We start from the raw sequence: 26827 nt of genomic DNA on the forward strand, positions 1-26827 counted from the left end.
GAAAGGACTGCCCCTGCAAATTAGAAATCCAGGGCAGCCCTTTTATACCGTTTCCACAACAAAATAAAGAACCGCATATTTATGAGAAGAATTATATTGATTTTAAGTCTACTGTTCTGTAGCCAGCTTATCACAGCCTCCAATCTATTGATAGAAGCAGAAAGCTTTGACCAAAAAGGAGGATGGGTAGTAGACCAGCAATTCATGGATCTTATGGGGTCACCCTATCTAATGGCTCATGGAATGGGAGTCCCGGTTGAGGATGCTTCCACTACCATATCTTTTCCCGAGAGCGGTACATATTATGTATATGTACGTACCTATAACTGGACTTCTCCCTGGTATGATGGCAAAGGAGCAGGAAAGTTCACTCTAAAAATCGGTAATAAAAAGCTGCCTATAGTTTTAGGTGATGAAGGCAACCAATGGATGTGGCAACCCGCCGGAAAAATTTCAGTAAAGGCTGGGAATAGTAATCTAACATTAAAAGACTTGACCGGTTTCAATGGCCGTTGCGATGCTATTTATTTTACAACAGAAAAAGAGCAACTACCTCCTAACGAAACTGTACAACTGACAAATTTCCGTAAAAAAATGCTGGATATTCCAGCCGAACCGGAGCAATACTCCTATGATGTGATTGTAACTGGTGGCGGTATAGCCGGTATGTGTGCAGCCGCAGCCGCTTCCAGATTGGGATGCAAAGTGGCATTAATCAACGACCGCCCAGTACTTGGCGGCAATAATAGCTCTGAAGTCAGGGTTCACTTAGGGGGCAATATCGGAGTAGGCCCCAATTCCGGACTGGGACGTATGATAAGAGAATTCGGACATTCTAAAGAAGGAAATGCCAAACCTGCCGCAAACTATGAAGATGAAAAGAAGGAGCTTTTTATCGCCAATGAAAAGAATATCACCCTTTATGCCAACTACCGCGCCATATCTGTAAAGACCGATGGCAACAGAATAGAATCTGTCATCATCAAGCATATAGAGAATGGAAAAGAAGTGGAACTGAAAGCACCATTGTTCTCCGACTGTACCGGAGACGGCACCATCGGGTATCTGGCCGGTGCAGACTACAACATGGGACGCGAATCCCGTACCGAATACGGAGAAGAGCTGGCACCGATTCAACCGGACAAAATGACAATGGGTTCATCCGTACAATGGTACTCTGCAGACAAAGGTAAACCTACCCGTTTCCCTATTTTCTCGTACGGCCTGCAATTCAATGAAAAGAATTGCGAAAAAGTGACGATGGGTGAATGGAAATGGGAAACCGGCATGAACTTCAATCAAATCGACGACTTCGAACGTATACGTGATTATGGCTTAATGGTCATCTATTCTAACTGGAGTTTTCTGAAAAATGAATTAAAGGACAACAAGAAATATAAGAACCGCGCATTGGACTGGGTAGCCTATATTGCCGGGAAACGCGAATCACGCCGATTGTTGGGCGATTATATTCTAAAGCAAGATGATATAGACAAAAATGTCTATCACGAAGATGCCTCCTTCGTCACAACCTGGAGCATCGACCTGCATTTCCCGGATTCACTCAATGCGTCACACTTTCCTGATGCGCCCTTCAAAGCAGCAACCAAACACATCCATATATATCCTTACGCAGTGCCCTACCGCTGCCTATATTCCAGAAATATCGAGAATCTTTTTATGGCCGGCCGCAATATCAGTGTTACCCATGTGGCACTGGGCACTGTCCGCGTAATGCGTACCACCGGAATGATGGGCGAAGTTGTCGGGATGGCAGCTTCCTTATGTAAAAAGTACAACACCACTCCGAGAGGAGTATATCAGAAACACCTACCGGAATTGAAAGCACTGATGAAAGAGGGAGTAGGAAAAAAAGAAGGGATTCCCGATAATCAGAAGTTCAATGAACAAAAATTATTAAAAGAGCCTCGTATATTTATCATTGAAAAAAACAAGAAGTAAGAAACACGTTGATACTACAATTTAAGTATTAATAAAACACGCATATCATGAAAAATATTCTAACATTATTATTTGTCCTTTTCGGAGGATATTCGTTACACGCACAAGATACTTGTTACGGCCGTCTGAAAAATGACACTTTAACCATCGGAAACAGCTTGGTCGAACGTACCTTTTTGTGGAACGGGGGAAATATCATAACTTACCGCCTGACCGACAAGAGTAATGGAAAATCATGGAAGAACCACAGCCTTACTCCAGATTTCAGAGTAACGAAAAATTTGCCGCAACCATCAAACGGTTCACTCAAAGTAGTTCCCGTAAAAGAGACTAAAATATTTCCCGCTTATCTGAAAGTAGAAGTTTCTTTCAGCCTGGAGAAGCTAGATATAAAACGGGTATATCGTATTTATGATGATTGTCCAGCCATAGCCTGCGACACCTATTTAAGAGGAACAGTAAACAGTATTTTCGGAGGCAGAGAAGTTAGTGCAGCCGACCGGAAGAATATTGAATTCGCCGAAGACATGAAATCTAAAGAAGTAACCGCTGTACTAGACCAGTTCCATTTCCAAGGACAACATTGGCACGCTCGCAGCGTGGAATTTTCCGATGTGACCGACTGGCACAACAACCTGGTTTTCGAGAAAGAGATTATTTCCTATCGCAAACTGGGATATCGCGGCAATCTGCTGTTTGCCTTTAATGGCGAGGACAACTGTGGCATCTTCTTTTTAAAAGAGGCTCCCTGCTCTTCGGTACAATTAGCCTATCAAGGAAAGGATTTTCTGACTGATTTCGGGAAGTTTACAGTAACCGGCCTGGGCATTACCGAGAAAGACGTGACTCCCGACCGTTGGACCCAAACATACGGATGCGTATTGGGAATATACGGAGAAGGTGAACTGAGCCGACTACAAGCGCTTCGTTCATATCAGAAGAATATACGTACTTACCGGGCCGACCGCGACGAGATGATTATGATGAACACCTGGGGAGACCGTAGCCAGGACTCAAAAGTAAACGAATCCTTCTGTTTGAAAGAACTGGAACGCGCCGCCCGTCTGGGAATCACCCATTTCCAGATTGATGATGGCTGGCAAATAGGTAAAAGCCCTAATTCAGCTGTAGCCCGCGGTTCATTCAAGAACATTTGGGACAATAAAGACTACTGGAAACCCGACCCGCAAAAGTATCCACGTGGTTTGCATCCCATCGTAAAACGTGGCAAGGAATTAGGTATTGAAATCGGTCTTTGGTTCAATCCCAGCATACAAAATGATTTTGCCGATTGGCAGAAAGATGCGCAAGCACTCATCAGCCTTTATCGCGAATACGGCATCAAAGTATTCAAGATAGACGGGCTCACCATTCCCAGTAAAGAAGCCGAAACAAACCTGCACCGCTTATTCAACAAAGTGCTGGAAGAGACGGACGAGGAAGTGATTTTCAACCTTGATGCGACAGCCAGCCGCCGCGGAGGCTACCACATGTTCAATGAATATGGAAATATCTTTCTGGAAAACCGTTATACCGACTGGCAGAACTACTATCCTTACTGGACTTTGCGTAACCTCTGGATGCTTTCCAAATATGTTCCGGCAGAAAAGCTGCAAATAGAGTTCCTGAACAAATGGAGAAATACGGATAAATATAAAGGAGAAGTCTTCGCTCCGGAAAACTATTCATTTGAATATCTGTTTGCTACGACTTTAGCAGGACAGCCGCTTGCCTGGATGGAAGGTACCAATCTACCCGAGGAAGCATTTACATTACGAGAACATACAGAAGCCTACAAGAAATTTCAGCATGACATGCATTCCGGCACTATCCTACCCATAGGAGATGAACCGTCGGGACGCTCTTGGACCGGCTTCCAGTCTCTAAAGAAAGATAGAGGATACTTGATTGTGTACCGTGAAAATCATCCAGAAGGGACTACAGAAGTCGAAACCTGGCTGCCAGAAGGTGTCACAGTAAGATGTATCCCATTGATGGGACACGGCAAAGCGATGACAGCAGTAACCGGAAAGAAAGGAAGGCTGGAAATCTCTCTGCCATCAATCAATGACTATGTTGTCTACAAGTATGAGATTAAAAACAAACGCTAAAATAAAGACTGACATGAAAATCACAAGGAGTATACTCTTAATCGCCTTCTTGATGCTGTTTTACCGAGCCTTCGGACAACCTGCCGAACGGCTGATTCGGATACAGATCACTCCCAATCATACAGACTGGCTATATAAGCCAGGCGAAAAAATAGAATTCAGCATTACGGTACTGAAAAACAACGTACCAATTCCTGACACAGAAATTCGGTACCAGATTTCAGAAGATATGATGAAGCCTCACAAAGAAGGCATATTGCAAGCTGAAAAAGGGACAGCTACGGTGGAAGCCCAAACAATGGAAAAACCTGGCTTTCTCCGTTGCCAAGCCTTTGTTAAATATGGAGGACGCGAATACCAAGGGATAGTAACCGTTGGAATCGATCCAGAAAAATTAAAACCTATCACATCATTGCCCGAAGACTTTCTAAATTTCTGGGAAACAGCAAAGCTCCAGGCTCAAAAGACACCAATGGATGTACAAATGACCCTTGTACCCGAACGTTGTACAGAGAAAGTGAATGTATTCCATGTGAATATACAGAATTATGAATCCCATACACGCTTATACGGCATGCTGGCTATGCCTAAAGCAAAAGGTCGATATCCCGCAGTTTTAAAGCTACCAGGTGCAGGAATACGTTCTTATGCCGGAGATGTGGAACATGCTGCCAATGGCTGGATTGTTTTCGAAATAGGAATACACGGTATTCCGGTCAACATGTCAGGACCGGTATATACCAATCTCTATATGGGAGCATTAAAAGGGTACCACACGTTCAATCTGGATAATCGGGATAAATACTATTATAAACGTGTATATCTAGGCTGTGTACGTGCCATTGACTTTATTTATTCCCTACCACAATTCGATGGGAGCAATTTGATAACATTCGGCAGTAGCCAAGGAGGAGGATTGTCCATCGTGACAGCTGGACTTGATTCACGTGTCAAAGGACTGGTAGCCTTTTACCCTGCTCTTTGTGACATGGTCGGCTATATACATAACCGTGCCGGAGGATGGCCACACATGTTTAACAAGCAAGAAAATCAGACTGCAGAAAAGGCAAATACAGCACGTTATTATGACGCAGTTAATTTTGCACGCCAAATAAAAGTTCCCGGATTCTACTCATTCGGATATAATGATATGGTCTGTCCACCCACTACTACCTATTCTGCCTACAATGTAATTCAAGCACCCAAACAAATATTAGTATCCGAAGAAACGGCTCATTATGCCTACCCAGAACAATGGGTAGCCGCATGGAAATGGGTCGCTGATTTCTTTCAACAAAACAAATAAAAACTATAAGAATCATGAGAATACTTTTTTTTATTACAACACTGCTTTTCATCATCCCGAACATGTTCGGACAAAAGGAATATCGTCTGAACTCACCGGACGGCAAGTTGGAGGTTACCTTATATATAGGTGACCGGATCACTTACGAGCTGACGGAAGAAGGGCATACATTGGTAGCCCCCTCTCCCTTATCAGTACATCTGGATAATGGGACAGTCTGGGGTAACGGCTCCCATCTTAAGAGAGTCAGTCATCGCCAGGCAAATGAGGTGATTCCCTCTCCTTTCTACAAACGCAGTGAAGTAAAGGATGTCTATAATGAAATGACGTTAAGTTTCCGGGAACATTTCAACCTCATTTTCAGAATGTACAATGAAGGAATGGCATACCGGTTCGCAGCGACCGGAAACAGACCGTTCAAAGTTACAAACGAAGAAGCCGCCTTCAACTTCAACAAGGACTACAAATCGATTGTTCCTTATGTAAAAGATGGCGATAAACAACCGATAGAAGCCCAGTTCTCCAACTCTTTTGAAAACACCTATACACATATAGAGCTATCCGGACTGAACCCCAAAAGACTGATGTTTACCCCCGTAGTAATAGAGCAGGAAAACGGCCATAAACTTTGTATTGCCGAATCCGACGTGGAGAGCTATCCGGGCATGTTCCTCATCAACAGAAACGGGGGAACAGCACTCACTTCCGCTTTTGCCGCCGTCCCCAAAACAAAAAAACGAGGCGGGCATAACCAACTGCAAATATTAGTCACAGAACGTGAAAACTACATTGCTTCCTGCCAGCCGAAAGCCAAACTACCCTGGCGCATCATTGTTGTGGCAAGAAATGACAAGGAGCTGGCAGATAACGATATGGTTTATAAGCTGGCTGCTCCATCACGCATGAAAGACATCTCGTGGATACGTCCGGGCAAAGTAGCTTGGGAATGGTGGAACCATTGGGGAATTAAAGGCGTGGATTTCGAAGCTGGAATAAACAATGAAACATATATGCACTATATCGACTTTGCCTCCCGGCATGGCATCGAGTATGTGATTCTGGATGAAGGCTGGGCTGTCAACCTCGAGGCTGACCTCTTTCAGGTTGTACCGGAAATAGATTTAAAGAAGCTCACGGCCTATGCCAGGCAAAAGAATGTAGGACTCATCCTTTGGACTGGTTACCATGCCTTTGCCCGCGACATGGAACATGTATGCAAGCACTATTCCGAAATGGGCATCAAAGGATTCAAGATTGACTTTATGGACAGGGATGACCAGGAAATGGTAGACTTCCACTACCGGGCTGCCGAAATTGCCGCTAAATATAAGTTGATGGTAGACTTTCACGGCACGTACAAACCTACCGGGCTGAACCGCACTTATCCCAATGTCATCAACTATGAAGCCGTTCACGGGCTGGAACAGATGAAGTGGAGCGACATCCGCACCGACCAGGTAACCTACGATGTCACCATGCCATTTATCCGTATGCTGGCCGGACCGGTGGACTATACACAAGGCGCCATGCACAATGCCAACAAACGGTGTTACCACTCCTCAATGGATACCCCAATGAGCCAGGGAACCCGTTGCCGCCAATTAGCTGAATATGTCGTATTTGAATCACCATTGAACATGTTGTGCGACAGTCCCACCAATTATGACCGTGAAGAAGAATGCACGGAATTCATCGCTGCCATCCCTACCGTCTGGGAACAAACAGTAGCCATGAACGGAGAAATTGGAAAATACATCACAATGGCGCGCAGGAAAGGAGATGTCTGGTATGTCGGCTCCCTGACCAATTGGGATGCACGTACTCTGACACTGGACCTTTCTTTCCTCGGTACAGGCAGATGGAAAGCGGAAATGTTTCATGACGGAGTGAATGCCAACCGCCTGGCTTCCGACTACCAAAAGACCGTCACAGACATTCCTGCATCCCGTAAACTGACCGTCAAAATGGCACAAGGAGGCGGATGCGCATTGAAAATATACAAAGAATAATTCATAGGCTTTTTAAACGTTAACTGATACATACGATTTATGAAAATTAAAAGACTAATGATTACTTGTTTGCTCGCAGTGTCTGTACTGGGAGGCAAGTCGCAAGCACAAGACTTATTGTCCAATGTTTACGGACGCGACTACCGGCTACTGAATGGGAAGTGGGGAGCCATTGTAGACCTTTATGACCAAGGGGAAAGGATGCAGGTGTACAAAAACAGAAAACCTCAAGACAACAAGCAATTTTATGAATACTCTTTCGACGGAGGTTTGGTCCTGAATGTACCTGCCGATTTCAATTCACAAATGCCCGAATTGAAATTTTATGAAGGGACTGTATGGTACGGACGCTCTTTCGATACCCCAAAGACTGACGGCAAACGTTTGTTTCTCTATTTCGGTGCGGTAAGTTACCGTAGCAAAATATATCTGAACGGGGAAAAAATAGCCAGCCATGAAGGTGGATTCACTCCCTTCCAGGTGGAAATCACAGATAAGGTAAAGCAAAAGGATAACTTCCTGGTGGTGAAAGTCAATAATACCCGCACCACGGATGCCATCCCTGCCATGTCCTTTGACTGGTGGAATTACGGCGGCATCACGCGCGATGTAATGTTGGTAAGCGTTCCACAAAGTTACATCAAAGACCATTTCATCCAGTTGGACAAGATACAATCCAACCTGATTCGTGCCAAAGTAACCTTATCCGAAGCAAAGCCTGGCATTAACGTGCAAGTCGCCATCCCCGAATTGGGTATCAGACAGAACATGACTACCGATGCCAACGGAATTGCCCAGGCCACTATCAAAACCAAAAAACTGCAACGTTGGTCACCGGATGCTCCAAAACTGTATGATGTGACCATCACTTCAGAAAGTGACCGGCTCAACGAGCAAATTGGTTTCCGTAACCTTTATGTAAAAGGCGAAGATATCTATCTGAACGACCGGCCCATCTTCCTGCGCAGTATCAGCTTCCACGAGGAAATTCCGCAACGCCGCGGGCGTGCCTTCTCAGAAGCGGACGCAACAATGCTGTTATCCGAAGCCAAAGAGCTGGGTGCCAACATGATTCGTCTGGCACATTATCCACAAAATGAATATACTGTCCGCCTGGCAGAAAGAATGGGATTCCTTTTATGGGAAGAGATACCTATCTGGCAAGGGATTGACTTCAAGAATACCGCTACCCGTGAGAAAGCAGGCAGAATGATTAAAGAGATGGTGATGCGCGACAAAAACCGTTGTTCCGTTACCTTTTGGGGGATTGCCAATGAAACAGCCACTTCCGCCCCGCGCAATGAATTTCTGAAACACATGAAACAATGTTGCCTGGACATCGACTCAACCCGTCTGATTACGGCCGCCTTCGATTTGGTACGCTTCAACCGCGAAAGCCGGAACTTTGAGATGAATGACTCCATTATCAACATCCTGGACATGGTAGCCATCAACAAATATATGGGATGGTATCATGACTGGCCACTGGCTCCGGACCAGGCTATCTGGAATGTAGCTCCCGGCAAACCTCTTTTCATTTCCGAGTTCGGAGGCGAAGCGCTCTATGGCAAACATGGCGACGCGGAAGTCAAGAGTTCTTGGAGTGAGGATTATCAGGCACAACTCTACAAGGACAATCTGGAAATGTTCAAGCATATCCCCAACCTGCGCGGAACATCGCCGTGGATTCTTTTTGATTTCCGTTCTCCCTTCCGTTTCCATCCACACCAGGGAGGGGAATGGAACCGTAAAGGACTGGTTTCCGACCAGGGACAACGCAAAAAAGCATGGTACATCATGCGTGATTACTATAACCAAAAGAAAACAGAACAATGAAACACAAAATAAAACACTACATGGCTGCCCTCCTCCTGACCTCTATGGTCTGGAGCGGGCATGCCCAAGAAAAGAATGAAATGGACTTGTCCGGTGAATGGGCATTCCAGACAGATGTCATGGACTTCCGGAGAGGTTCACTGGACGTACGTTACTGCCATCGCCTGCAGGAAAGCATCGTTCTGCCGGGAATTACAGATGACTATAAAATAGGCTACAAATCTCCTTACCGCCACCTGGATAGGCTGACCCGTGTCTACGAATATATGGGCCCCGCATGGTACCAGCGGGAAATAGAGATTCCTGCGGCATGGAAAGGCAAACGCATTTTCCTCTATTTTGAACGTACACACTGGCTCAGTTCGGTATATGTAGGCAAAGAAGAAGTGAGTAAAATAGACTACATCAGTATTCCCCACAACCACGAACTGACCCAATGGCTACATCCAGGCAAAAAAGAACTGATAACTTTCTGTATAGACAACCGCTACCAGTACGATACCCATAAATGGGACCATGCCCACTCCGAATTTACCCAAATAAACTGGAACGGAGTATTGGGCGAAATTAAGCTGGTAGCTGTAGACCCGGTCTATGTAGATGACATGCAGGTCTATCCGGACATCAAGAACAAAAGCATCAAAGTCAAAATGACTGTCCGCAACTGTACAGAACATACCGCCAGCGGCAAAATATCCTTCCACGTGACTGGAAAGGACTATAGACTACAAAAGGAAGTACCAGTAACAGTGACCGATTCCATTACTTATATCGAGGAAGAAATGTTTTTGGGCAAGGATATCCATTTGTGGAATGAGTTCCATCCCAATCTTTATACGTTGGACTGTAAGTTGACTTCCAGTGTAGAGGGCCAATCCTATGCGCATGAGAAAAGCACAACTTTCGGTATGCGCGAAGTAGAGGCCGGTGAGGACCATATCATCCTTAATGGCGAACCCATACACCTGCGCGGTACCGTTGAAAACGCAGTGTTCCCCAAGACCGGCTATGCTCCTGTGGACGATGCCTCTTGGGAACGTGTACTCCGTATCCTGAAAGAATATGGTATGAACCATATGCGCTTCCACTCCTGGTGTCCTCCTGCCGCTGCGTTCCGTATGGCAGACAAGCTGGGTGTCTATCTGGAGGTGGAAATGCCGATGTGGGGTAAAGATGCCCAACCCGATGAGAAGCGCTGGAATTTCTTCCGTCGCGAGCTGCGGGGTATCTTGAAAGAATATGGGAATCACCCTTCCTTCATTCTCTACTGTAACGGAAACGAAATTACCGGCGATTTCAGTTTCATAGAAGAGCTTACCGCCACGGCCCGCCAGTTGGATAACCGCCGTCTATACAGCGGTTCCACAGCCCGCACACGTGTCAAATCAGACCAGTTCTACATTACCCATCAGACTACCAAAGGACACATGGCCATCTACGAAGGACGTCCTTATACAAACTGGGACAAAAACAAGGAACTGGGAATAGGCCTGCCCATCATCTCGCATGAATCCGGACAGCGGTGCATCTATCCCAATTTCGAGGAAATAAAGAACTTCACCGGCCCCGTACAAGCGCGTAATTTCGAGATATTCCGTGAACTGCTGGACAAAAACCACATGCTCGACCAAGCACATGACTTCTTCCGTGCTTCTGGAGCCTTGACCGCCATAGAGTACAAGGATGTCATAGAAGCCCAATTGCGCACTTATCTGAAAGGCGGTTTCCAATTACTGTCTCTGAATGATTTTACCGGACAAGGATATGCACCGGTAGGCATTCTCGATCCTTTCTGGAATACCAAAGGGCTCATCACACCGGAAAAGTGGCGCGAGTTCTGTGCACCGACTGTTGCGTTGCTCCGTTTCGACAAACGCGCACTTTACAATGATGAAGTATTTGAAGGAAAAGCGGAAATATACAATTATGGACCTGCCCTATTGAAAAACGCAAAAATCAATTGGAGTATCACCGACAGCAACGGTAAAACCCTTAAGAGCGGAAAACTGAAAACACAAACTGTCGGAAAGAACGGGGTATTTCCACTTGGCAGTTTCAGTTATGCATTGAATAATATCACTGAACCACAGAAGCTGACGGTCCATCTTTCTGTTGCACACGTAAAAAACAGCTGGGATATCTGGGTATATCCCCGTCATAGCAACTTAATGCAGTCCACTAGTGAAGTGCTCTACACCACAGTATTCGATGAAAAAGCAAAACAACACCTTGCCGATGGCAAGAAAGTGGTACTCTGCCCCAAACCTTCCAAAGTAAAAGGTCGTAAATCAGTGTTCCACAATCACTTCTGGAATCCGATAATGTTCAAATGGCCTCCTATGACCATTGGCTGTCTGATTCATGACGACCAGCCTGTATTCGAGCATTTCATAACTTCCTACCATACTGACTGGCAGTGGTGGGACATTCTGGAAAATGCCAAGGTTATTGAGATGAAGGATGCTCCGGCAGCACTGCGGCCTTTCATACAAGTAATAGACCATTACGACAATAATGAAAAGCTCGGTATTGGTTTCGAAGCAAAAGTGAAGAAAGGCAGTCTACTGGTACTGGCCGTAGATACCCAGAAAAACATCAACGAACGTCCTGCCACCCAGCAATTGCTGGAAAGCATTGACCGCTACGTAAAGAGTGACAAATTCGCTCCGCAAATTACCGTTGACGAGTCCTACATTGAATCATTCTTAAAGAAATAAATAAAGGAAATATGATGAAATTATTCTTGCTTTGGGTTCTTTTGTTGCTGCCGGTCGGACCGGCAGCAGCACAAGAGATAAAAATGTCACAAACAGCTCCATTGGAACAAGTTTATGGAGAAACAGTAGAAGATGATGCCTTACTGCCCATGAATGAACTGGATATGGATTTCGGCTATGCCCTCTATGAGACAACCGTTGATGTGGAAGAGGAGAATCCCACACTAACTATTGAAAACGTACGGGATTATGCTGTGGTCTATGCAGACGGCAAACTGCAAGGATATTTAAAAGATAGCAGTAAAAGCCTGAAAACCAATCTACCGATAGGCATACACAAACTTAGTATCTATACTGAAAATATCGGACGTATTACCTATGGTCCTGAAATTTTGGACAATTCAAAAGGTATCTACGGCAGCATAACATTGGGAAAGACAGATTTAGAAGGCTGGAAGATGACCCCATTGGAAATTAAGGAATGCGATGTGGCCGGAATAACTTTCAAAGAAGGCGCCTCCTCCATCCCCTGCTTCCGTAAAGGTTGTGTCACAGTAAGCAATCCGGCACAAGAGACCTTTCTTGACGTATCCGGCTGGGGAATGGGAGAAGTCTGGATAAACGGGCAATACTTGGGTGCCTACTGGGAAGAAAATGCAGAAAAGGCCCTGGAGATACCTGCCGGTGCTCTGATAGCAGGTAATAATGAAATAGTGGTATTTGAACTAAAAAATAACGAACAAGCTTCCATGACACTAACCGATAAGCCTATTTTCAAATAAGCCCTTGCATGTACTTGTTTATATTCCTTAAAAAAACGACCTTTGTGTAGGAGCAGATTCCGAAAAACGTGTCTTATTTAATGAGAATAGCATAATTATATATATCATGAAGAAACTAACATTTATCAGTTGCCTCCTTTTAAGTGGTTGCCTGGCCGGAGCAATGGCTGCAAACAAAAAGCAACCCATCTACAAAGATGCCAAAGCTCCCATTGAGGAGCGTGTGAATGACCTGGTCAGCAGAATGACACTGGAAGAAAAGGTACAACAACTCAACCAGTACACTTTGGGGCGGAATAACAACGAGAACAATCGTGGTGAGGAAGTAAAAAAAATTCCTGCCACACTAGGCTCCCTCATTTATTTTGATGAAGATGCCAATCTGCGTAACGAGGCTCAGAGAAAAGCAATGGAAGAATCACGTCTGGGTATCCCCATCCTTTTCGGATACGACGTCATCCACGGGTTCCGTACCATTTATCCCATCTCTTTGGGACAAGCATGTTCTTGGAATCCCCAATTGGTAGAACAAGCATGTGCCGTTGCCGCCCAGGAAGCACGCATGTCCGGGGTAGACTGGACTTTTTCCCCTATGATTGACGTGGCAAGAGACGGACGCTGGGGACGTGTTGCAGAGGGCTATGGCGAAGACCCTTATACCAATGCTGTATTCGGTGTCGCATCTATCAAAGGATACCAAGGTGAAGACATGTCCGACAGCAAGCGAGTAGCCGCCTGCCTTAAACATTATATCGGATACGGCGCTTCTGAAGCAGGACGTGACTATGTTTATACGGAAATCTCCAATCAGACTCTGTGGGACACCTATATTCCTCCCTATGAAGCTGGCGTAAAAGCCGGTGCCGCTACTTTAATGAGTTCATTCAATGACATCAGCGGTACTCCCGGAAGCGCCAACCATTACACGATGACAGAAATTCTGAAGAACCGTTGGAAACACGACGGCTTTGTTGTTTCAGACTGGTCTGCAGTACCGCAACTTATTGACCAGGGCCATGCTGCCGACCGCAAAGAAGCTGCCCGTCTAGCTTTCAACGCCGGCCTGGAAATGGACATGATGGGGCATTGCTATGACAGGCATATGGCAAAGCTGGTGGAAGAAGGTAAAATAAGCATGCAACTGGTGGACGATGCAGTGAAACGCGTGCTCCGTATCAAATTCCGCCTTGGACTTTTTGACAATCCCTACACCCCGACATCTACAGAAAAAGAGCGCTTCCTCCTTCCACAAAGCCTGGCTATTGCAGAGAAACTGGCAGAGGAGACCATTGTTCTACTGAAGAATGAAAACAAGGTACTCCCTCTGGTAAATGGAAACAAGCCAACTATCGCCGTCATGGGGCCTCTGGTACAAAACAGTGCCGAGCTCCTGGGGTCATGGTATGGACATGGACATGCAGAAGATGTCCTCCCCATCAAAAAGGCGCTGGATGCAGAATTTGCAGGCAAGGCCAAACTGATTTATACCGAGGGTTGTGGTTTCGACGGTAACGACACTTCCAAATTCAGTGAGGCACTGGCTGTAGCCCAGAAAGCAGATGTCATTCTACTCTGCATGGGTGAAAAGAAAAAGTGGAGTGGCGAAAACGCATCGCGTTCCATCATAGAACTGCCTACCATTCAAGAGGAATTCATTGCTGAAATGAAGAAAGCAAGCAAACCGATTGTTCTGGTACTGGCTAACGGACGTCCTTTGGGACTCTCTAAGGTGGAACCTCTCTGTGACGCCATCGTTGAAATGTGGCAACCGGGAGTACCTGGCGGTAAACCATTGGCAGGTGTCTTGTCCGGCCGGGTAAATCCTTCGGGCAAGCTTTCCATTACTTTTCCACGTTCCACCGGACAGATTCCAATCTATTACAATCAGCGCAAAACAGCCCGTCCACAAAGTGGCAAATATCAAGACATCCCCTCTTCCCCACTGTATGAATTCGGATACGGCTTGAGTTATACCACCTTTAATTATGGTAATATCAACTTGCCCAAAGAAACCATCAGACGCGGTGAAAAGTTGGTAATGGAAATCCCAGTCACCAATGTAGGCAAACGTGACGGTGCAGAAGTGGTGCATTGGTTTATCTCAGACCCATTTAGCACGATTACCCGTCCATGCAAAGAGTTGAAGCACTTCGAAAAGCAACTAATTAAAGCAGGTGAAACACATATATTCCGCTTTGAAATAGACCCGATACGTGATCTTGGTTTTGTAAATGCCAATGGTGAACATTTCCTTGAAAATGGAGAATATTATGTAATAGTGAAAGACCAGAAAGTAAAATTCACGGTTATAGATTAATCTTCTTTTTATATTGTAGGCCATCCTCCTTTCATCATTCTAAAAGACAGATGGCCTGCAATTTCTATTTTTAGAACAAATAAGTATACTGTTCTCCTAAAAATTTCTTGATATGCTTCAAGGCTTTGGTTATTTGGGCCTCCACCGTCTTGACAGAAATACCCATTTCCCCGGCAATTTCTTGATTAGTCTTCCCTTCTTCCCTACTTTTGCGATAAACCTGCCCACATTTGTTCGGAAGGGAACAAACAGCTTCTTCAATCAATCGATTAAGTTCTTCCATCTCCACCGAAGTATCAGCCGCAAGAGCATATCCATATTCTTCTCCTCCCTCGATGGGAACCGTATCCTTTTCATCGCGTAAAGCATTCAGGCAACGATTGCGTGCAGACTGGAAAAGATAAGCCTTGAATGAGATTTTAAGAGTCAAGTCGGCCCTACCCTCCCATAAATTCATAAAAATGGAAAGGGCCAGTTCTTCTATCTCCTGCTTGTCTCTCAGATAAAGGGACATGAAGCGGCAGAGTGAAACAAAATAAGTATCGAAAAGGTGCTTGAAAGCCTTCTCGTCATCTTGTTTGATTAACTGTAACAATAGGATATCATCTTCTGCAGGCATATCGAAGTTATATTAGATAAGGGCTTCTTGAGCGGCAAAGATACTAATATTATTCGTTCCTCGAAATTTATTAAAAAAATAATTGGAATTGGAATAAGGGTTAAACTCAAGTGATGTGTCATATAAGTGAAGGCCTATAAAAACATCATGATCATGAAAAAAAGTGTTCCTTGGAATTTAATCATTCCTAAGTTGAAACAGGAAATTTCCGCAGACGAAGAGCGGCAATTGGAGACTTGGTTACGCAGCAGTAACAACGAAGCGTTATTCAAGGAATTACAACTGTTATGGGAAAAAATTCAGGCAAATGTAGAAAACTATACGCCCAATACCGAATATTATTGGAATGAACTTGTCAACCGTATGCACGCCAGCGAGCCTAAGCAGACTGAAAAACCTGCAAAGAAACGCTTCGAGCTGAAACGGATATACCGCTACGCAGTAGCAGCATGTATAGCTGTTGCCATCGGTTGCTCATTCTACATAGGATTCCTTAACGGACAGCTTGAAGCCATGCCGCAGTTATACTCTAATTTGTCGGGTAAGTCTAAGGTTCTCCTTCCTGACGGAAGCGAAGTATGGATGCATACAGAGACCTCTTTGCAATACGAATCACAAATGAATAAGGATGAGCGTATCGTAAATGTAACTGGTGAAGCTTACTTCGATGTAGCACACGATGCTGACAAACCTTTTATCGTGCAGACAGAAGGTATGCGTATCGTAGTTCACGGAACCAAATTCAATGTCGATGCATTCCCCGGTTCGGAAAATACAGTAGTGAGTTTGGTAGAAGGGTCCGTCTCTTTGGAAACCGAGACAGAGAACCGTTTCCTCAAACCAGGCGAAACAGCTACTTTTAATCGGAAAACCCTGACACTTAAGGTAGAAAAAGATGATGTACATTTTGCCTCTTCGTGGGCAAATACACAACTCGTATTCAGAAACCGTTCATTGGGAGACATTTGCAAATTGCTTTCTAAATGGTATCGGGTAAAGATAGACGTGGATCCTACATTATCCAATAAATATTTCTATACGTTTACGTTGCGTAGCGAACCGCTGGACGAAATACTCCGTATCATGTCACGCATCCAACCTATGAAATATACCTTTAACGAAGAGAATGAATTGACAATTTCGTTTGCAGACACAAAACAAAAAGTAAAATGAAACAGTAACAAAAAACTTATGCCAAACAAATGAGAAATGCACGTTATTTAATAATTAACGAAAAGTAAACACCTACATTAATCTTTAAATTTAAGACAATTATGGATATAAGAAAACAACTCATCATTCTTATACTAGTACTTCTATGTGCCCCAGTTTCTGCACAAAAGAAAGAGAAACTGATCACACTGAAGTTCACAAACATCCCATTATCAGAGGCTATGCCAAAAGTGGAAAAGCAAAGCGGATACACTTTCTTCTATGAATCGCAGCAAATAGACATCAAACAGAAAGTCAGCCTAAATGTTAAGAATGCAACTATTAATAAGACAATAGCAGCCTTATTGAAAGGGACCAATGTTAAATTTGAAATCGACGCAACACACATTATTTTATATACCGGAAAGAATAACAAGGCAATATCCGGGCAACCACAGAACATCTCTGGTACAGTAATTGACGAAAGTGGTGAACCAATTATCGGAGCAAATGTCATGGTGGAAGGAACCAATACTGGTGTCATCACAGATCTTGACGGAAAATACACGATCAACGCACCGGCAGGGAGTAATCTCAAAATTTCCTATATCGGTTATGTGACACAGACTGTAAAAGCTGGTAGAAACAGTACCGTAAAGTTAGTGGAAGACAGTAAAACACTGGCAGAAGTCGTGGTAATCGGCTATGGTACACAACGTAAGTCCGACCTGACTGGAGGTCTGGTATCAGTAGACCAGAAGAAGCTGAACATGATAAATAGCAGTAACTTGATGGACCGTCTCGCAGGACAAATCCCGGGCTTAAGCGTAACTACTGGTGATGCGAAACCGGGAGCAGACCAAACCCTCCGTGTACGTGGTGAAAACTCATTAAGTGCCGACAATGCACCGCTCATCGTATTGGACGGTATTCCTTACAATGGTTCTTTGAGTGATATTGACCCAAACATCATCGAAAGCCTTAGTGTCTTAAAAGATGCTTCCGCAGCAGCTATCTACGGCTCACGCGGTTCCAATGGTGTTATCTTGATTCAATCAAAGAAAGGCAAGAAAGGTGCACCCCAAGTTACATACAAAGGGCAGTTCAGAATGTCGCAACCCCAACAGACTATTGATGTGATGACTCCAGACGAATACATCACATTTAAACAAGACATTGCACGCCTGAAAGATGGATGGAGTGGTGACCAATTGGCTCCTGAGAATATTCTGAGTGCCAGTGAACTTATAAATTACAAGAAAGACGTTACAAACGACTGGCAGAACTATATTTTCCGCAATGCATTTACCATGGAACATCAGGTAGGCATTTCCGGAGGTACTGAAAGTACCACTTACATGGGGGCAGTTTCCTATCTGGATCAAGAAGGTGTAGTCTATAACTCTGCCATGAAACGTTACAATATTAATTTGAATGTCACACAAGTATTAAACAAATGGCTGACTATCGGTATACAGACCCAATTTATTCAAAGAGATGGCGGTGGTATAACCCCGAATATTGAACATGCTGTAAAACAGAGTCCTTATGGTATCTACAAAGATGAAAACGGCAAGTATTATGAAGAACCTATGGATCAATCCTTGATTATTAACCCGATGGCCAATGTCAATGCTGACCAAGATCAAACAAGACGTAATTTTTTCATCAACACCTATGCTGACATTCTGTTGCCGGTAAAAGGTCTTTCAGCCCGTACAACCTTTGGTTACAACTACCGTAGCGACTTTACCGGCACATACTATGGCCGTGACACCAAAGACGGTAGAACAGCCAGCGGAAAAGCTAGCATCAATAATGAGCACTACTGGGATTACACTTGGGAAAACTTGCTCAAGTATAATCGTGAATTTGGCAAGCACCGTTTCGACGCTACAGGTTTGTTCAGTGTACAACAGACTCAGAAGAAAACTTCCAATTCAAGTGCCGAAAGTTTTGTAAACGATGACTCCAGCTATCATAATATCAATGCAGGTGAGAAAAATAAGACTGTAAAGTCCAGTTTATCAGAAACCTCCATGTTATCTTATATGCTTCGTCTGAATTATTCATATGCCGGAAAATATATGCTGACCCTAACCGGACGTTCCGATGGTTATTCTGCCTTCGGTGCAAACAATAAGTATGCATTCTTCCCGTCAGTGGCTACTGCATGGAACATTGCTTCCGAAAGCTTTATGGAAAATACCCAAAACTGGTTGGACCAACTGAAGCTCCGCGTATCTTATGGTTCCAACGGTAACCAAGCCATCAGCCCCTATCAGACGCTGGACCGTCTACATCTCACAAACTATATCTGGGGTGACGGTGGAGCAGGTGTCAATGGTGCTTATCTAGCCAATGACGGCATTGGAAATCCGAATCTGAAATGGGAAACAACCCGAACATTCAACGTCGGCATTGACTATTCATTCTTTAACGGCCGCATCAACGGTAACATTGAAATGTATGTCGCCAACACAAAAGACTTGCTGATGAAGCGTACTGTTCCTATCATGAACGGTTATAAAACTATTTGGGATAATGTGGGTAAAACACGTAACAAAGGTGTTGAATTCACTTTAAACACTGTCAACATACGCAATAAGAATTTCGAATGGAGCACCGGAATCATCTTCTCACTAAACCGTGACAAGATTGTAGACCTGCGTGGTGACAAAAAAGATGATATCACCAATAAGTGGTTCATCGGCAAACCTTTGCGAGTTTACTACGACTATGACGTTGACGGTATCTGGCAGGAAGGTGACAAATTCACCTATACTACAGCAGACGGTACCGAAAAAGAAATCCAAAAAGGTGCCAAGCCAGGCTCTGCCAAAGTGAAAGATGCAGACGGAAACGGTTACATTGATTCCAACGATAAAGTCATCATCGGTTCAAAGAATCCAAGCTTCCTGATGTCTATGAGCAATACTCTAACCTACAAAAATTTCTATCTGTCATTTTTACTGAACGGAACATTCAAGGTTACACGTGAGCTGAATGAAGCCAATATCGGAAGTTGGAGTTACAATTTATACAACTATCTGCATAATGCCGATTACTGGACGCCGGAACATACCAATGCCAAATATGCTTCTCCGGTATATAACAACTTCGACGGACACAGCTATTACAAAGACTTTACATACATCCAAATAAAAAATATCACTTTAGGATACAATTTTGAAAAGAATTTAGTAAAGAAATTGGGGCTGAGTGGTTTGGGAGTCAATATCAGCGTGGAAAATCCTTATACATTCTGTGATATACGCAGCGTATTGAACTATGACAACAGTTGGTTTGCCTCTTACCCGACTGCACGTTCCTACGTACTTGGACTGAACTTATCATTCTAAACTTACTTAAATATATATACAATGAAAAATTATATATCAAAAGCAACTCTAGCTCTGTTAGTAGCTCTGTCTGCTACCGGTTGCTCTGACTTTCTGGATGAGAAACTGAAAAGTGAACTGGCCCCGGATAACACATATACAAGTTCCTATGGTTTCGAGGTAGGTTCCACCGGACTTTATGCCCAAGCACGTTCTGAATATAACACTTGGGGTGAAAACGGAGCCTTCATGCATAATGCCGCTTGCCCTTACGAAGCATTACAAATTGCCACTGACCTTGCTACCATGGGTACCAAAGACGGTTCTATCCAACCGTTCGGTTATTTGACATTAACTCCCAATACCGGTATTGTAGGCTCCTACTGGAATTGGGCCTACAGTCTGATTGCAGGAGCCAATGAGATGTTGAAATACTCTGAAATAAACACGAACTGGGATAATAGCACAGACAAGGCGCTCTATCAAGCAGAATCACGTTTTTTCCGTGCTTATGCATACCGTACGTTGGTTTATCTGTATGGAGACGTTCCTTATGTGGACAAGATTCAAGATCAGTTCAGAATTGATTTTACCCGTACACCGAAGGAAGAGGTTATTGCCCACATGGTAGAAGACCTTCAGTTTGCTGTCGAGAACCTGCCTACCGACCCTGATGCCGTAAAAGTTGGCAAGCTGACCAAATGGGCGGCAGAACACTTGTTAAGTGAGGTTTACTTAATGCAAGGTGATTATGCAAAGGCTGAAACAGCTGCAGAAAATGTCATCAACAGCGGATATTTCCACTTGATGGAGGATCGCTTCGGTGAAAAGGCAAAAGCAAACGGCGATGTGTTCTCCGACCTATTCGTTGAAAACAACCAAAATCGCACATCCGGCAATATGGAAAGCATTTGGGTCATGCAGTTTGAATATAACACTACTGGTGGCGGTACAAATTCCGATGATTGGACACGCCGCGCCTGGGAACCCAAATACTTCGAGATTACCGGTTTTGTTTTGGCAGACTCACTGGGTGGCCGTGGCTTGTCCCAGTTGGTACCAATGAAATGGTGGATTGGCGAAGATACCGGTTTCTTTGATGAAAATGATATCCGTAATTCCGAATACAACATTAAACGTAACTGGTATTACAACAACGAGAACATGCCCGACCTTTATGGTAAAAAGGCTACGATTACAGACGAAACATGGTTTACTACCTTCCGTCTTTATCCGGCTCTGACAAAATTCTTCTATGGCCGTTCCGAGAACCTTTCTTTGACCGGTTCCTACCGTGACCGTATGAAGTTCCGTTTGTCCGAAACTTATCTCTTACTCTGCGAGGCAAGGTTGGGTTTGAAGGATATTTCAGGTGCCCGCGAAGCAATCAATGTAGTACGCCGTCGCGCACATGCTCCTGAGATTACAGACAGTGAAATGACCATGGACTTCTTGCTGGACGAACGTATCCGCGAGTTGGTAGGTGAAGAATCACGCCGCTTTACCTTATGCCGTACCGGCAAATTATTGGAGCGTACCCGCAAATACAATACAGAATCGGGTCCCGTTATGCGTGATTACCATACATTATGGCCGATTCCTCAGAGCATAATCGATTCAAATACGGGAGCAGAATTCCCGCAAAACGAAGGATATTAACAGCACAAAGACAAAATAAAACACGAATAAAGGTAAAAAGATAGTTTTCAAGATTCTCATAAAGGGAATTGTCCGCGTCCGTTGAGAACAAAGGCAATTCCCTTAATTTTATCAACAAACAATCATGAAGATACACAGACAATTAACAGCAACAGCCTTTCTGTTTATCAGTATGGCAATCATGGCACAAGTGCCATTCAGCAAAAAGGAAGTAAAAGAGAAAATGAAGCAAGTGGCGGACTGGCAAATTTCCAATCCTAACACTGCCCACGAACACCACGACCTGGACTGGACCAATGGAGCACTTTATGTAGGTATGGCAGATTGGGCAAAACTGGCAGAAGAGGAGTACAATGACAGCACCTACTATCAATGGCTCTATAAAATAGGAAGACGGAACTGCTGGCAACCCCATCAGCGATTGTACCATGCAGACGATATAACCGTTTCCCAATCATTCATTGATTTATACCGTAAATATAAAAAAGAGGAAATACTAGCTCCTACCCTGGCACGTACGGAATGGATCGTCAACCATCCATCCAACGGTACATTCAAACTGGAGTACGGTGACAACAAAACCCTGGAACGCTGGACCTGGTGTGACGCCTTGTTCATGGCCCCCCCGGTTTATGCCAAGCTATACCGCGAAACCAACAACCGGAAATACCTCCAATTCATGGACAATGAATACCGGGCTACCTACGAATATCTATTCGATAAGGAAGAGAACCTTTTCTACCGAGACTGGCATTATTTCGGCAAAAAAGAAGCCAATGGCAGAAAGGTGTTCTGGGGACGTGGAAATGCCTGGGTACTGGCCGGATTGGCAGAAGTATTGCAGGAGTTGCCCAAAGGCTTGATGGAACGCGCTTATTACGAAGAACTGTTTGTCCGGTTATGTACCCGTATTGCCGGATTGCAGAACGAAGACGGTTATTGGCATGCCAGCCTTTTGGACCCGGCTTCCTACCCTTCTCCCGAAACCAGTTCTACCGGTTTCTTTGTATATGCACTGGCATATGGTGTGAATGCAGGTATCTTGGACGAAGATGACTTTATGCCAGTCATTATAAAAGGATGGAAAGCGTTGACTAATGCTGTAGATGCAAACGGCAAACTTGGCTGGGTACAACCGATCGGTGCCGATCCTCGTAAAGTCACCCGTGACATGACAGAAGTTTACGGTGTCGGCGCTTTTCTTGCAGCAGGATGCCAGATTTACAAGATGGCTGTAGATACGGAAGCCGATTACATAAAAATCTGGCCGGACAAGAAAACCATGCAGGGAAATCCTTTGAGTGGCTGGGTAATCTATGCAAACGAGAATGTAAGCGATGACTTCTGGAAGAAATACGACCATATCTATGTACCGGAAAAAGGAACGACCGTGAAGATTTCCGATTATGCTCGTACACTCTATATCCGTACTCATTGGAGTACATTCAATCCTGCCGAAGGAGTCTACGGATGGGACACGGATGAAAAGTTGAAAAAAGTAATTCAAGGTGCACTCGACAGAGGCATGCGTCTTTCTTTACGCGTGATAGTCGATAGTCGTGACAGAAAGAACGAAGCTACTCCGGCTTATGTATTCGATGCAGGAGCCAAATACTATACTGATAACGGGAAACGTTCTCCCTATCCCGATGACCCTATCTTTCAGGAGAAATATGCAAAATTCATAGAAGCGTTTGCCCAGAAGTACAATAATCCCGACTTGGTAGAATTTATAGATGGCTACGGCCTTGGCAAGTGGGGCGAGGCACACACCATGAAGTACATCGACCCTAAAAACCGTGAAACTGTATTCAACTGGATCATTGACCTGTATCTCAAGAATTTCACGAAGGTGCCTTTAGTCATCAACTACCACCGTTGGATGGGTGCAGGTAAAGACTGGGCCGGTGAAGAGAATTTTGATCCCGACAGCAAACGTCTGTTGGACAGTGCTTGTGAGAAAGGTTTTTCTTTACGCCATGATGCTTTCGGAATGAGAGAGTATTACGGCCAGTGGGAACGGAATTATGTAAAGCCTTGGATTATGAAGCGTCCGGTATTGCTGGAAGGTGGCTGGATTGTAAGCAAACACCCTTACCACAATGACCCGAGCGGTTACAAAACAGCCAAAGAAGTTCGTATAGGAGAATTTGAAGACGGCCAGGAAGCTCATGTCAATATGATGGATTTCCGTGTAGGAGACGAAACCATGAGTTGGTTCCGTGATGCCTATCCTCTGGTTGAGCGTTTCATCTCCGAAGGAGGTTATCGTTTGTATCCCGATTCCATTGTGGTTCCCAAAGAGATAAAGAACGGGACAAGAATAAGAATAGCACATCGTTGGAACAATTTAGGCTGGGGATACTGTCCTACCAATATACCACAATGGAATCAGAAATACAAAGTAGCCTTTGCCTTATTGAATCAAGACAATCAGATAGCCTACTCCTATCTGGACAGCAATACCGATTTGTCGGTCTGGATTAAAGACCATCCCACTTCTTATGAGTTTACTCCTAAAATCAAGGGAGTCAAGAAAGGCAACTATACTTGGGCAGTGGCTTTGGTAGATACGACCAAAGGCAATGGCAGTAATGTAAAAGGACTGAATATCTCTGCCAAAGGTACTTACACAAACTCCGGTTGGCTGAAACTGGCAGAAGTAACTATAAAGTAAATACATTAAAAACACACAAAGGTATGATGAAAAGAAACGACTTTCATGTTTCAAGATTATCGGCAAGGCTCCTCCTGCTGCTTGCCCTGCTGCTTGCCTCCCCCGGAGGATTGCAGGCAAAAGCAACTGACGCAGACACTCTTAGAGTGCTGGCCATAGGCAACAGTTTCTCACAAGATGCAGTGGAACAATATCTGCACGAACTGGGAAAGTCCGAAGGTTATATCATGATTATCGGCAACATGTATATCGGAGGATGTTCATTGGAACGGCATGTAAAAAATATACGCAACAATACACCGGCCTACGCCTACCGCAAAGTAGACAAAAATGGGGAAAGGGTAGAAATCCGAGAAATGACCATTGAGAAAGCCCTTGCCGACGAACCATGGGACTATGTAAGCCTGCAACAAGCAAGTCCGGTATCAGGCATTTACGAAACATACAAAGCGTCCCTCCCTGAACTGGTGGATTATGTCAAACCACGGGTCAGTAAAAAGACAGTTTTAATGATGCATCAAACTTGGGCCTATGCCGGCAACAGCACTCATTCGGGATTCAAGAACTACAATTCAAGTCAGATGAAAATGTACACCGATATTGTCAATGCCGTTAAGGAAGCAGCCGGATTGGTGGGCATCAAAAAAATCATCCCCTCCGGCACTGCCATCCAGAATGCCCGCACCACCTTTATAGGCGACCACATGAATAGGGATGGCTATCATCTGGACCTGAAAATAGGCAGATATACCGCCGCTTGTACCTGGTTCGAAGCTTTGACCGGCCAAAATGTCATAGGAGCCCCCTACTCCCCAAAAGGCATGAACTATGACGAGAAGGAAGTAGCCCAGACAGCAGCACACGCAGCCATACTTTGTCCGGACAAGGTCACCCATCTGGTCGACCTGAAGCAGCCGGCCGCCAAAGCCAATTACAATGAAGTGAATGTTCCCGAATACACCTTGCCTGATGCGTTGACACTGGAAAACGGAAAACCGGTAACAACAGCAGAACAATGGACGAAGAAACGCCGTCCCGAACTATTGCGACTCTTTGAAACAGAGATGTTCGGTAAGGCTCCCAAACATCCTAAGGACATGCATTTCGAAGTATTGACGGAAGACAGCCATGCACTTGGAGGACTGGCTACTCGAAAAGAAGTCAATGTCTATCTTACAAAGGACAACAAAAAGTATTTCACCATACTCATGTACATTCCCAACCAACGTGCGGGAACCGTACCGTTGTTCTTCGGACTCAACTTCAAAGGTAACCACACCATCAGCACCGACCCCGGCATATCATATCCTACACTTGAAAAACAAAAAGAGTTCAGATGGAGGAAGCTCCCCGAAAGAGGTATCGCCTCGGCACGCTGGCCCATAGAAACGATTATGAAGAACGGCTATGCGCTTGCCACTATTTACCGGGGAGACATCGATCCTGATTTCGATGACGCCTTTAAAAACGGAGTTCATCCTTTGTTCTACAAAAAGGGACAACGCCGCCCTGCCGATAACGAATGGGGAACCATTGCAGCATGGGCATGGGCCATGAGTTGTGCCATGGACTATTTTGAGACGGACAAAGAGATAGATGCATCCAAAGTGGCTGTCTTCGGTCATTCCCGACATGGCAAAGCTGCATTATGGGCCGGTGCTACAGATCCACGTTTCTCCCTAATCATTTCCAACTGTTCCGGTTGCGGAGGGCAGCGCTCTCCCGCCGTGCCTTTGGCGAAACAGTCCGTGCCGTCAACCGGCAATTCACGCATTGGTTCTGCCGCAACTTCTGGAAATACAATGATAAGGAGGAAAATTTACCGTTCGACCAACACGAGCTCATTGCCCTGCAAGCTCCCCGTCCGGTCTACATAGCCAGTGCAACCGAAGACCGCTGGGCCGACCCCAAAGGCGAATTCCTATCCGGAGTATATGCCACTCCCGTATATGAGCTTTTTGGCAAGAAAGGATTAGAGTCTACAGAGATGCCTGCTACAGATACCCCCGTCCGAGATGGAAGCATTGCCTACCATATCCGCACCGGAATCCATGACATTACGGTTTATGATTGGGAACAATACATCTGGTTCGCTGATAAATGGTTCAAAGGCAAATAAGAAACTTCCCCTTCAGGACATTCGGAGAGATATGAGTCACCAGGAATAAAGAAATGAGCGCCCGGACAGGATAACGAAACCCAGCATACAATAGTCCGGGACTTTGTTTCCTTTACATAGGGACTTAGTCATACACTCTTGCAGATAGAACACTGACGTGAGAAAACTTTAAAAAACATGAATCCGACGAATCAACAGAGCGTCTGAATTCGTCGGACTC

Annotated in this window: 13 protein-coding genes and 2 pseudogenes; 14 read left to right on the forward strand and 1 reads right to left on the reverse strand. The window is 44.7% G+C overall.

Going from position 1 to position 26827, the window contains the following annotated elements; translation table 11 throughout:
• Window positions 1–81: 81 nt before the first annotated feature.
• The 8 genes from DWY57_RS00940 to DWY57_RS00975 all read left to right on the forward strand — a co-directional run bounded on the left by DWY57_RS00940 (window position 82) and on the right by DWY57_RS00975 (window position 15040).
• Window positions 82–1962: an FAD-dependent oxidoreductase gene (locus DWY57_RS00940; RefSeq protein WP_119961199.1), complete on the forward strand. Its 1881-nt coding sequence runs from the start codon at window positions 82–84 to the stop codon at window positions 1960–1962.
• Window positions 1963–2009: 47 nt separating this feature from the next.
• A complete protein-coding gene (locus DWY57_RS00945) occupies window positions 2010–4073 on the forward strand; it encodes an alpha-galactosidase (protein ID WP_009037865.1) in 2064 nt (687 codons plus the stop codon).
• A 13-nt stretch (window positions 4074–4086) separates the two neighbouring features.
• Window positions 4087–5379: an acetylxylan esterase gene (locus DWY57_RS00950; protein ID WP_119961267.1), complete on the forward strand. Its 1293-nt coding sequence runs from the start codon at window positions 4087–4089 to the stop codon at window positions 5377–5379.
• A 14-nt stretch (window positions 5380–5393) separates the two neighbouring features.
• Window positions 5394–7388, forward strand: coding sequence for a glycoside hydrolase family 97 protein (locus DWY57_RS00955; RefSeq protein ID WP_119961200.1), 1995 nt, complete (start codon window positions 5394–5396; stop codon window positions 7386–7388).
• A 39-nt stretch (window positions 7389–7427) separates the two neighbouring features.
• A complete protein-coding gene (locus DWY57_RS00960) occupies window positions 7428–9224 on the forward strand; it encodes a glycoside hydrolase family 2 TIM barrel-domain containing protein (protein ID WP_119961201.1) in 1797 nt (598 codons plus the stop codon).
• On the forward strand, window positions 9221–11941 hold the full coding sequence (locus tag DWY57_RS00965) for a sugar-binding domain-containing protein (protein WP_035450100.1): 2721 nt from the start codon (window positions 9221–9223) through the stop codon (window positions 11939–11941). The genes DWY57_RS00960 and DWY57_RS00965 overlap by 4 nt, the downstream gene beginning before the upstream one ends.
• An 11-nt stretch (window positions 11942–11952) precedes the next feature.
• Window positions 11953–12723 carry a hypothetical protein gene (locus DWY57_RS00970; protein WP_119961202.1) on the forward strand — a complete coding sequence of 257 codons (771 nt, stop codon included), beginning with the start codon at window positions 11953–11955 and terminating at the stop codon, window positions 12721–12723.
• A gap of 106 nt (window positions 12724–12829) precedes the next feature.
• On the forward strand, window positions 12830–15040 hold the full coding sequence (locus tag DWY57_RS00975) for a glycoside hydrolase family 3 N-terminal domain-containing protein (protein WP_119961203.1): 2211 nt from the start codon (window positions 12830–12832) through the stop codon (window positions 15038–15040).
• A 70-nt stretch (window positions 15041–15110) separates the two neighbouring features.
• On the opposite strand, the gene DWY57_RS00980 is transcribed toward DWY57_RS00975, so the two are convergent.
• Window positions 15111–15659 (reverse strand): RNA polymerase sigma-70 factor, encoded by a 549-nt coding sequence (locus tag DWY57_RS00980; RefSeq protein WP_119961204.1) that lies wholly within the window; start codon window positions 15657–15659, stop codon window positions 15111–15113.
• Between the two features lie 153 nt (window positions 15660–15812).
• Here DWY57_RS00980 and DWY57_RS00985 point away from each other — a divergent pair, with 153 nt between their 5' ends.
• The 6 genes and pseudogenes from DWY57_RS00985 to DWY57_RS21500 all read left to right on the forward strand — a co-directional run bounded on the left by DWY57_RS00985 (window position 15813) and on the right by DWY57_RS21500 (window position 26607).
• Window positions 15813–16832, forward strand: coding sequence for a FecR family protein (locus DWY57_RS00985; RefSeq protein WP_119961268.1), 1020 nt, complete (start codon window positions 15813–15815; stop codon window positions 16830–16832).
• Between the two features lie 101 nt (window positions 16833–16933).
• Window positions 16934–20173, forward strand: coding sequence for a TonB-dependent receptor (locus DWY57_RS00990; RefSeq protein ID WP_119961205.1), 3240 nt, complete (start codon window positions 16934–16936; stop codon window positions 20171–20173).
• 21 nt (window positions 20174–20194) lie between these two features.
• On the forward strand, window positions 20195–21811 hold the full coding sequence (locus tag DWY57_RS00995) for a RagB/SusD family nutrient uptake outer membrane protein (RefSeq protein WP_119961206.1): 1617 nt from the start codon (window positions 20195–20197) through the stop codon (window positions 21809–21811).
• A 124-nt stretch (window positions 21812–21935) separates the two neighbouring features.
• Window positions 21936–23045 (forward strand): annotated as a pseudogene (locus tag DWY57_RS21175) (glycoside hydrolase family 88 protein); the annotation flags it as partial.
• 1469 nt (window positions 23046–24514) lie between these two features.
• Window positions 24515–25387 (forward strand): annotated as a pseudogene (locus DWY57_RS21180) (DUF4886 domain-containing protein); the annotation flags it as partial.
• A 1088-nt stretch (window positions 25388–26475) separates the two neighbouring features.
• Window positions 26476–26607, forward strand: a complete 132-nt coding sequence (locus tag DWY57_RS21500; protein WP_279387015.1) for a hypothetical protein — start codon at window positions 26476–26478, stop codon at window positions 26605–26607.
• Window positions 26608–26827 lie beyond the last annotated feature (220 nt).

Origin of the sequence: Bacteroides sp. AF25-5LB, assembly GCF_003602965.1 — a bacterium.
In the GTDB taxonomy this organism is placed as follows: domain Bacteria; phylum Bacteroidota; class Bacteroidia; order Bacteroidales; family Bacteroidaceae; genus Bacteroides; species Bacteroides uniformis.

Excerpts from the sequence above, each read along its gene's own strand:
- DWY57_RS00940 (WP_119961199.1), top strand. The coding sequence starts at position 82 with ATGAGAAGAATTATATTGATTTTAAGTCTACTGTTCTGTAGCCAGCTT.
- DWY57_RS00945 (WP_009037865.1), top strand. The coding sequence starts at position 2,010 with ATGAAAAATATTCTAACATTATTATTTGTCCTTTTCGGAGGATATTCG.
- DWY57_RS00950 (WP_119961267.1), top strand. The coding sequence starts at position 4,087 with ATGAAAATCACAAGGAGTATACTCTTAATCGCCTTCTTGATGCTGTTT.
- DWY57_RS00955 (WP_119961200.1), top strand. The coding sequence starts at position 5,394 with ATGAGAATACTTTTTTTTATTACAACACTGCTTTTCATCATCCCGAAC.
- DWY57_RS00960 (WP_119961201.1), top strand. The coding sequence starts at position 7,428 with ATGAAAATTAAAAGACTAATGATTACTTGTTTGCTCGCAGTGTCTGTA.
- DWY57_RS00965 (WP_035450100.1), top strand. The coding sequence starts at position 9,221 with ATGAAACACAAAATAAAACACTACATGGCTGCCCTCCTCCTGACCTCT.
- DWY57_RS00970 (WP_119961202.1), top strand. The coding sequence starts at position 11,953 with ATGATGAAATTATTCTTGCTTTGGGTTCTTTTGTTGCTGCCGGTCGGA.
- DWY57_RS00975 (WP_119961203.1), top strand. The coding sequence starts at position 12,830 with ATGAAGAAACTAACATTTATCAGTTGCCTCCTTTTAAGTGGTTGCCTG.
- DWY57_RS00980 (WP_119961204.1), bottom strand. The coding sequence starts at position 15,659 with ATGCCTGCAGAAGATGATATCCTATTGTTACAGTTAATCAAACAAGAT.
- DWY57_RS00985 (WP_119961268.1), top strand. The coding sequence starts at position 15,813 with ATGAAAAAAAGTGTTCCTTGGAATTTAATCATTCCTAAGTTGAAACAG.
- DWY57_RS00990 (WP_119961205.1), top strand. The coding sequence starts at position 16,934 with ATGGATATAAGAAAACAACTCATCATTCTTATACTAGTACTTCTATGT.
- DWY57_RS00995 (WP_119961206.1), top strand. The coding sequence starts at position 20,195 with ATGAAAAATTATATATCAAAAGCAACTCTAGCTCTGTTAGTAGCTCTG.
- DWY57_RS21500 (WP_279387015.1), top strand. The coding sequence starts at position 26,476 with ATGCCTGCTACAGATACCCCCGTCCGAGATGGAAGCATTGCCTACCAT.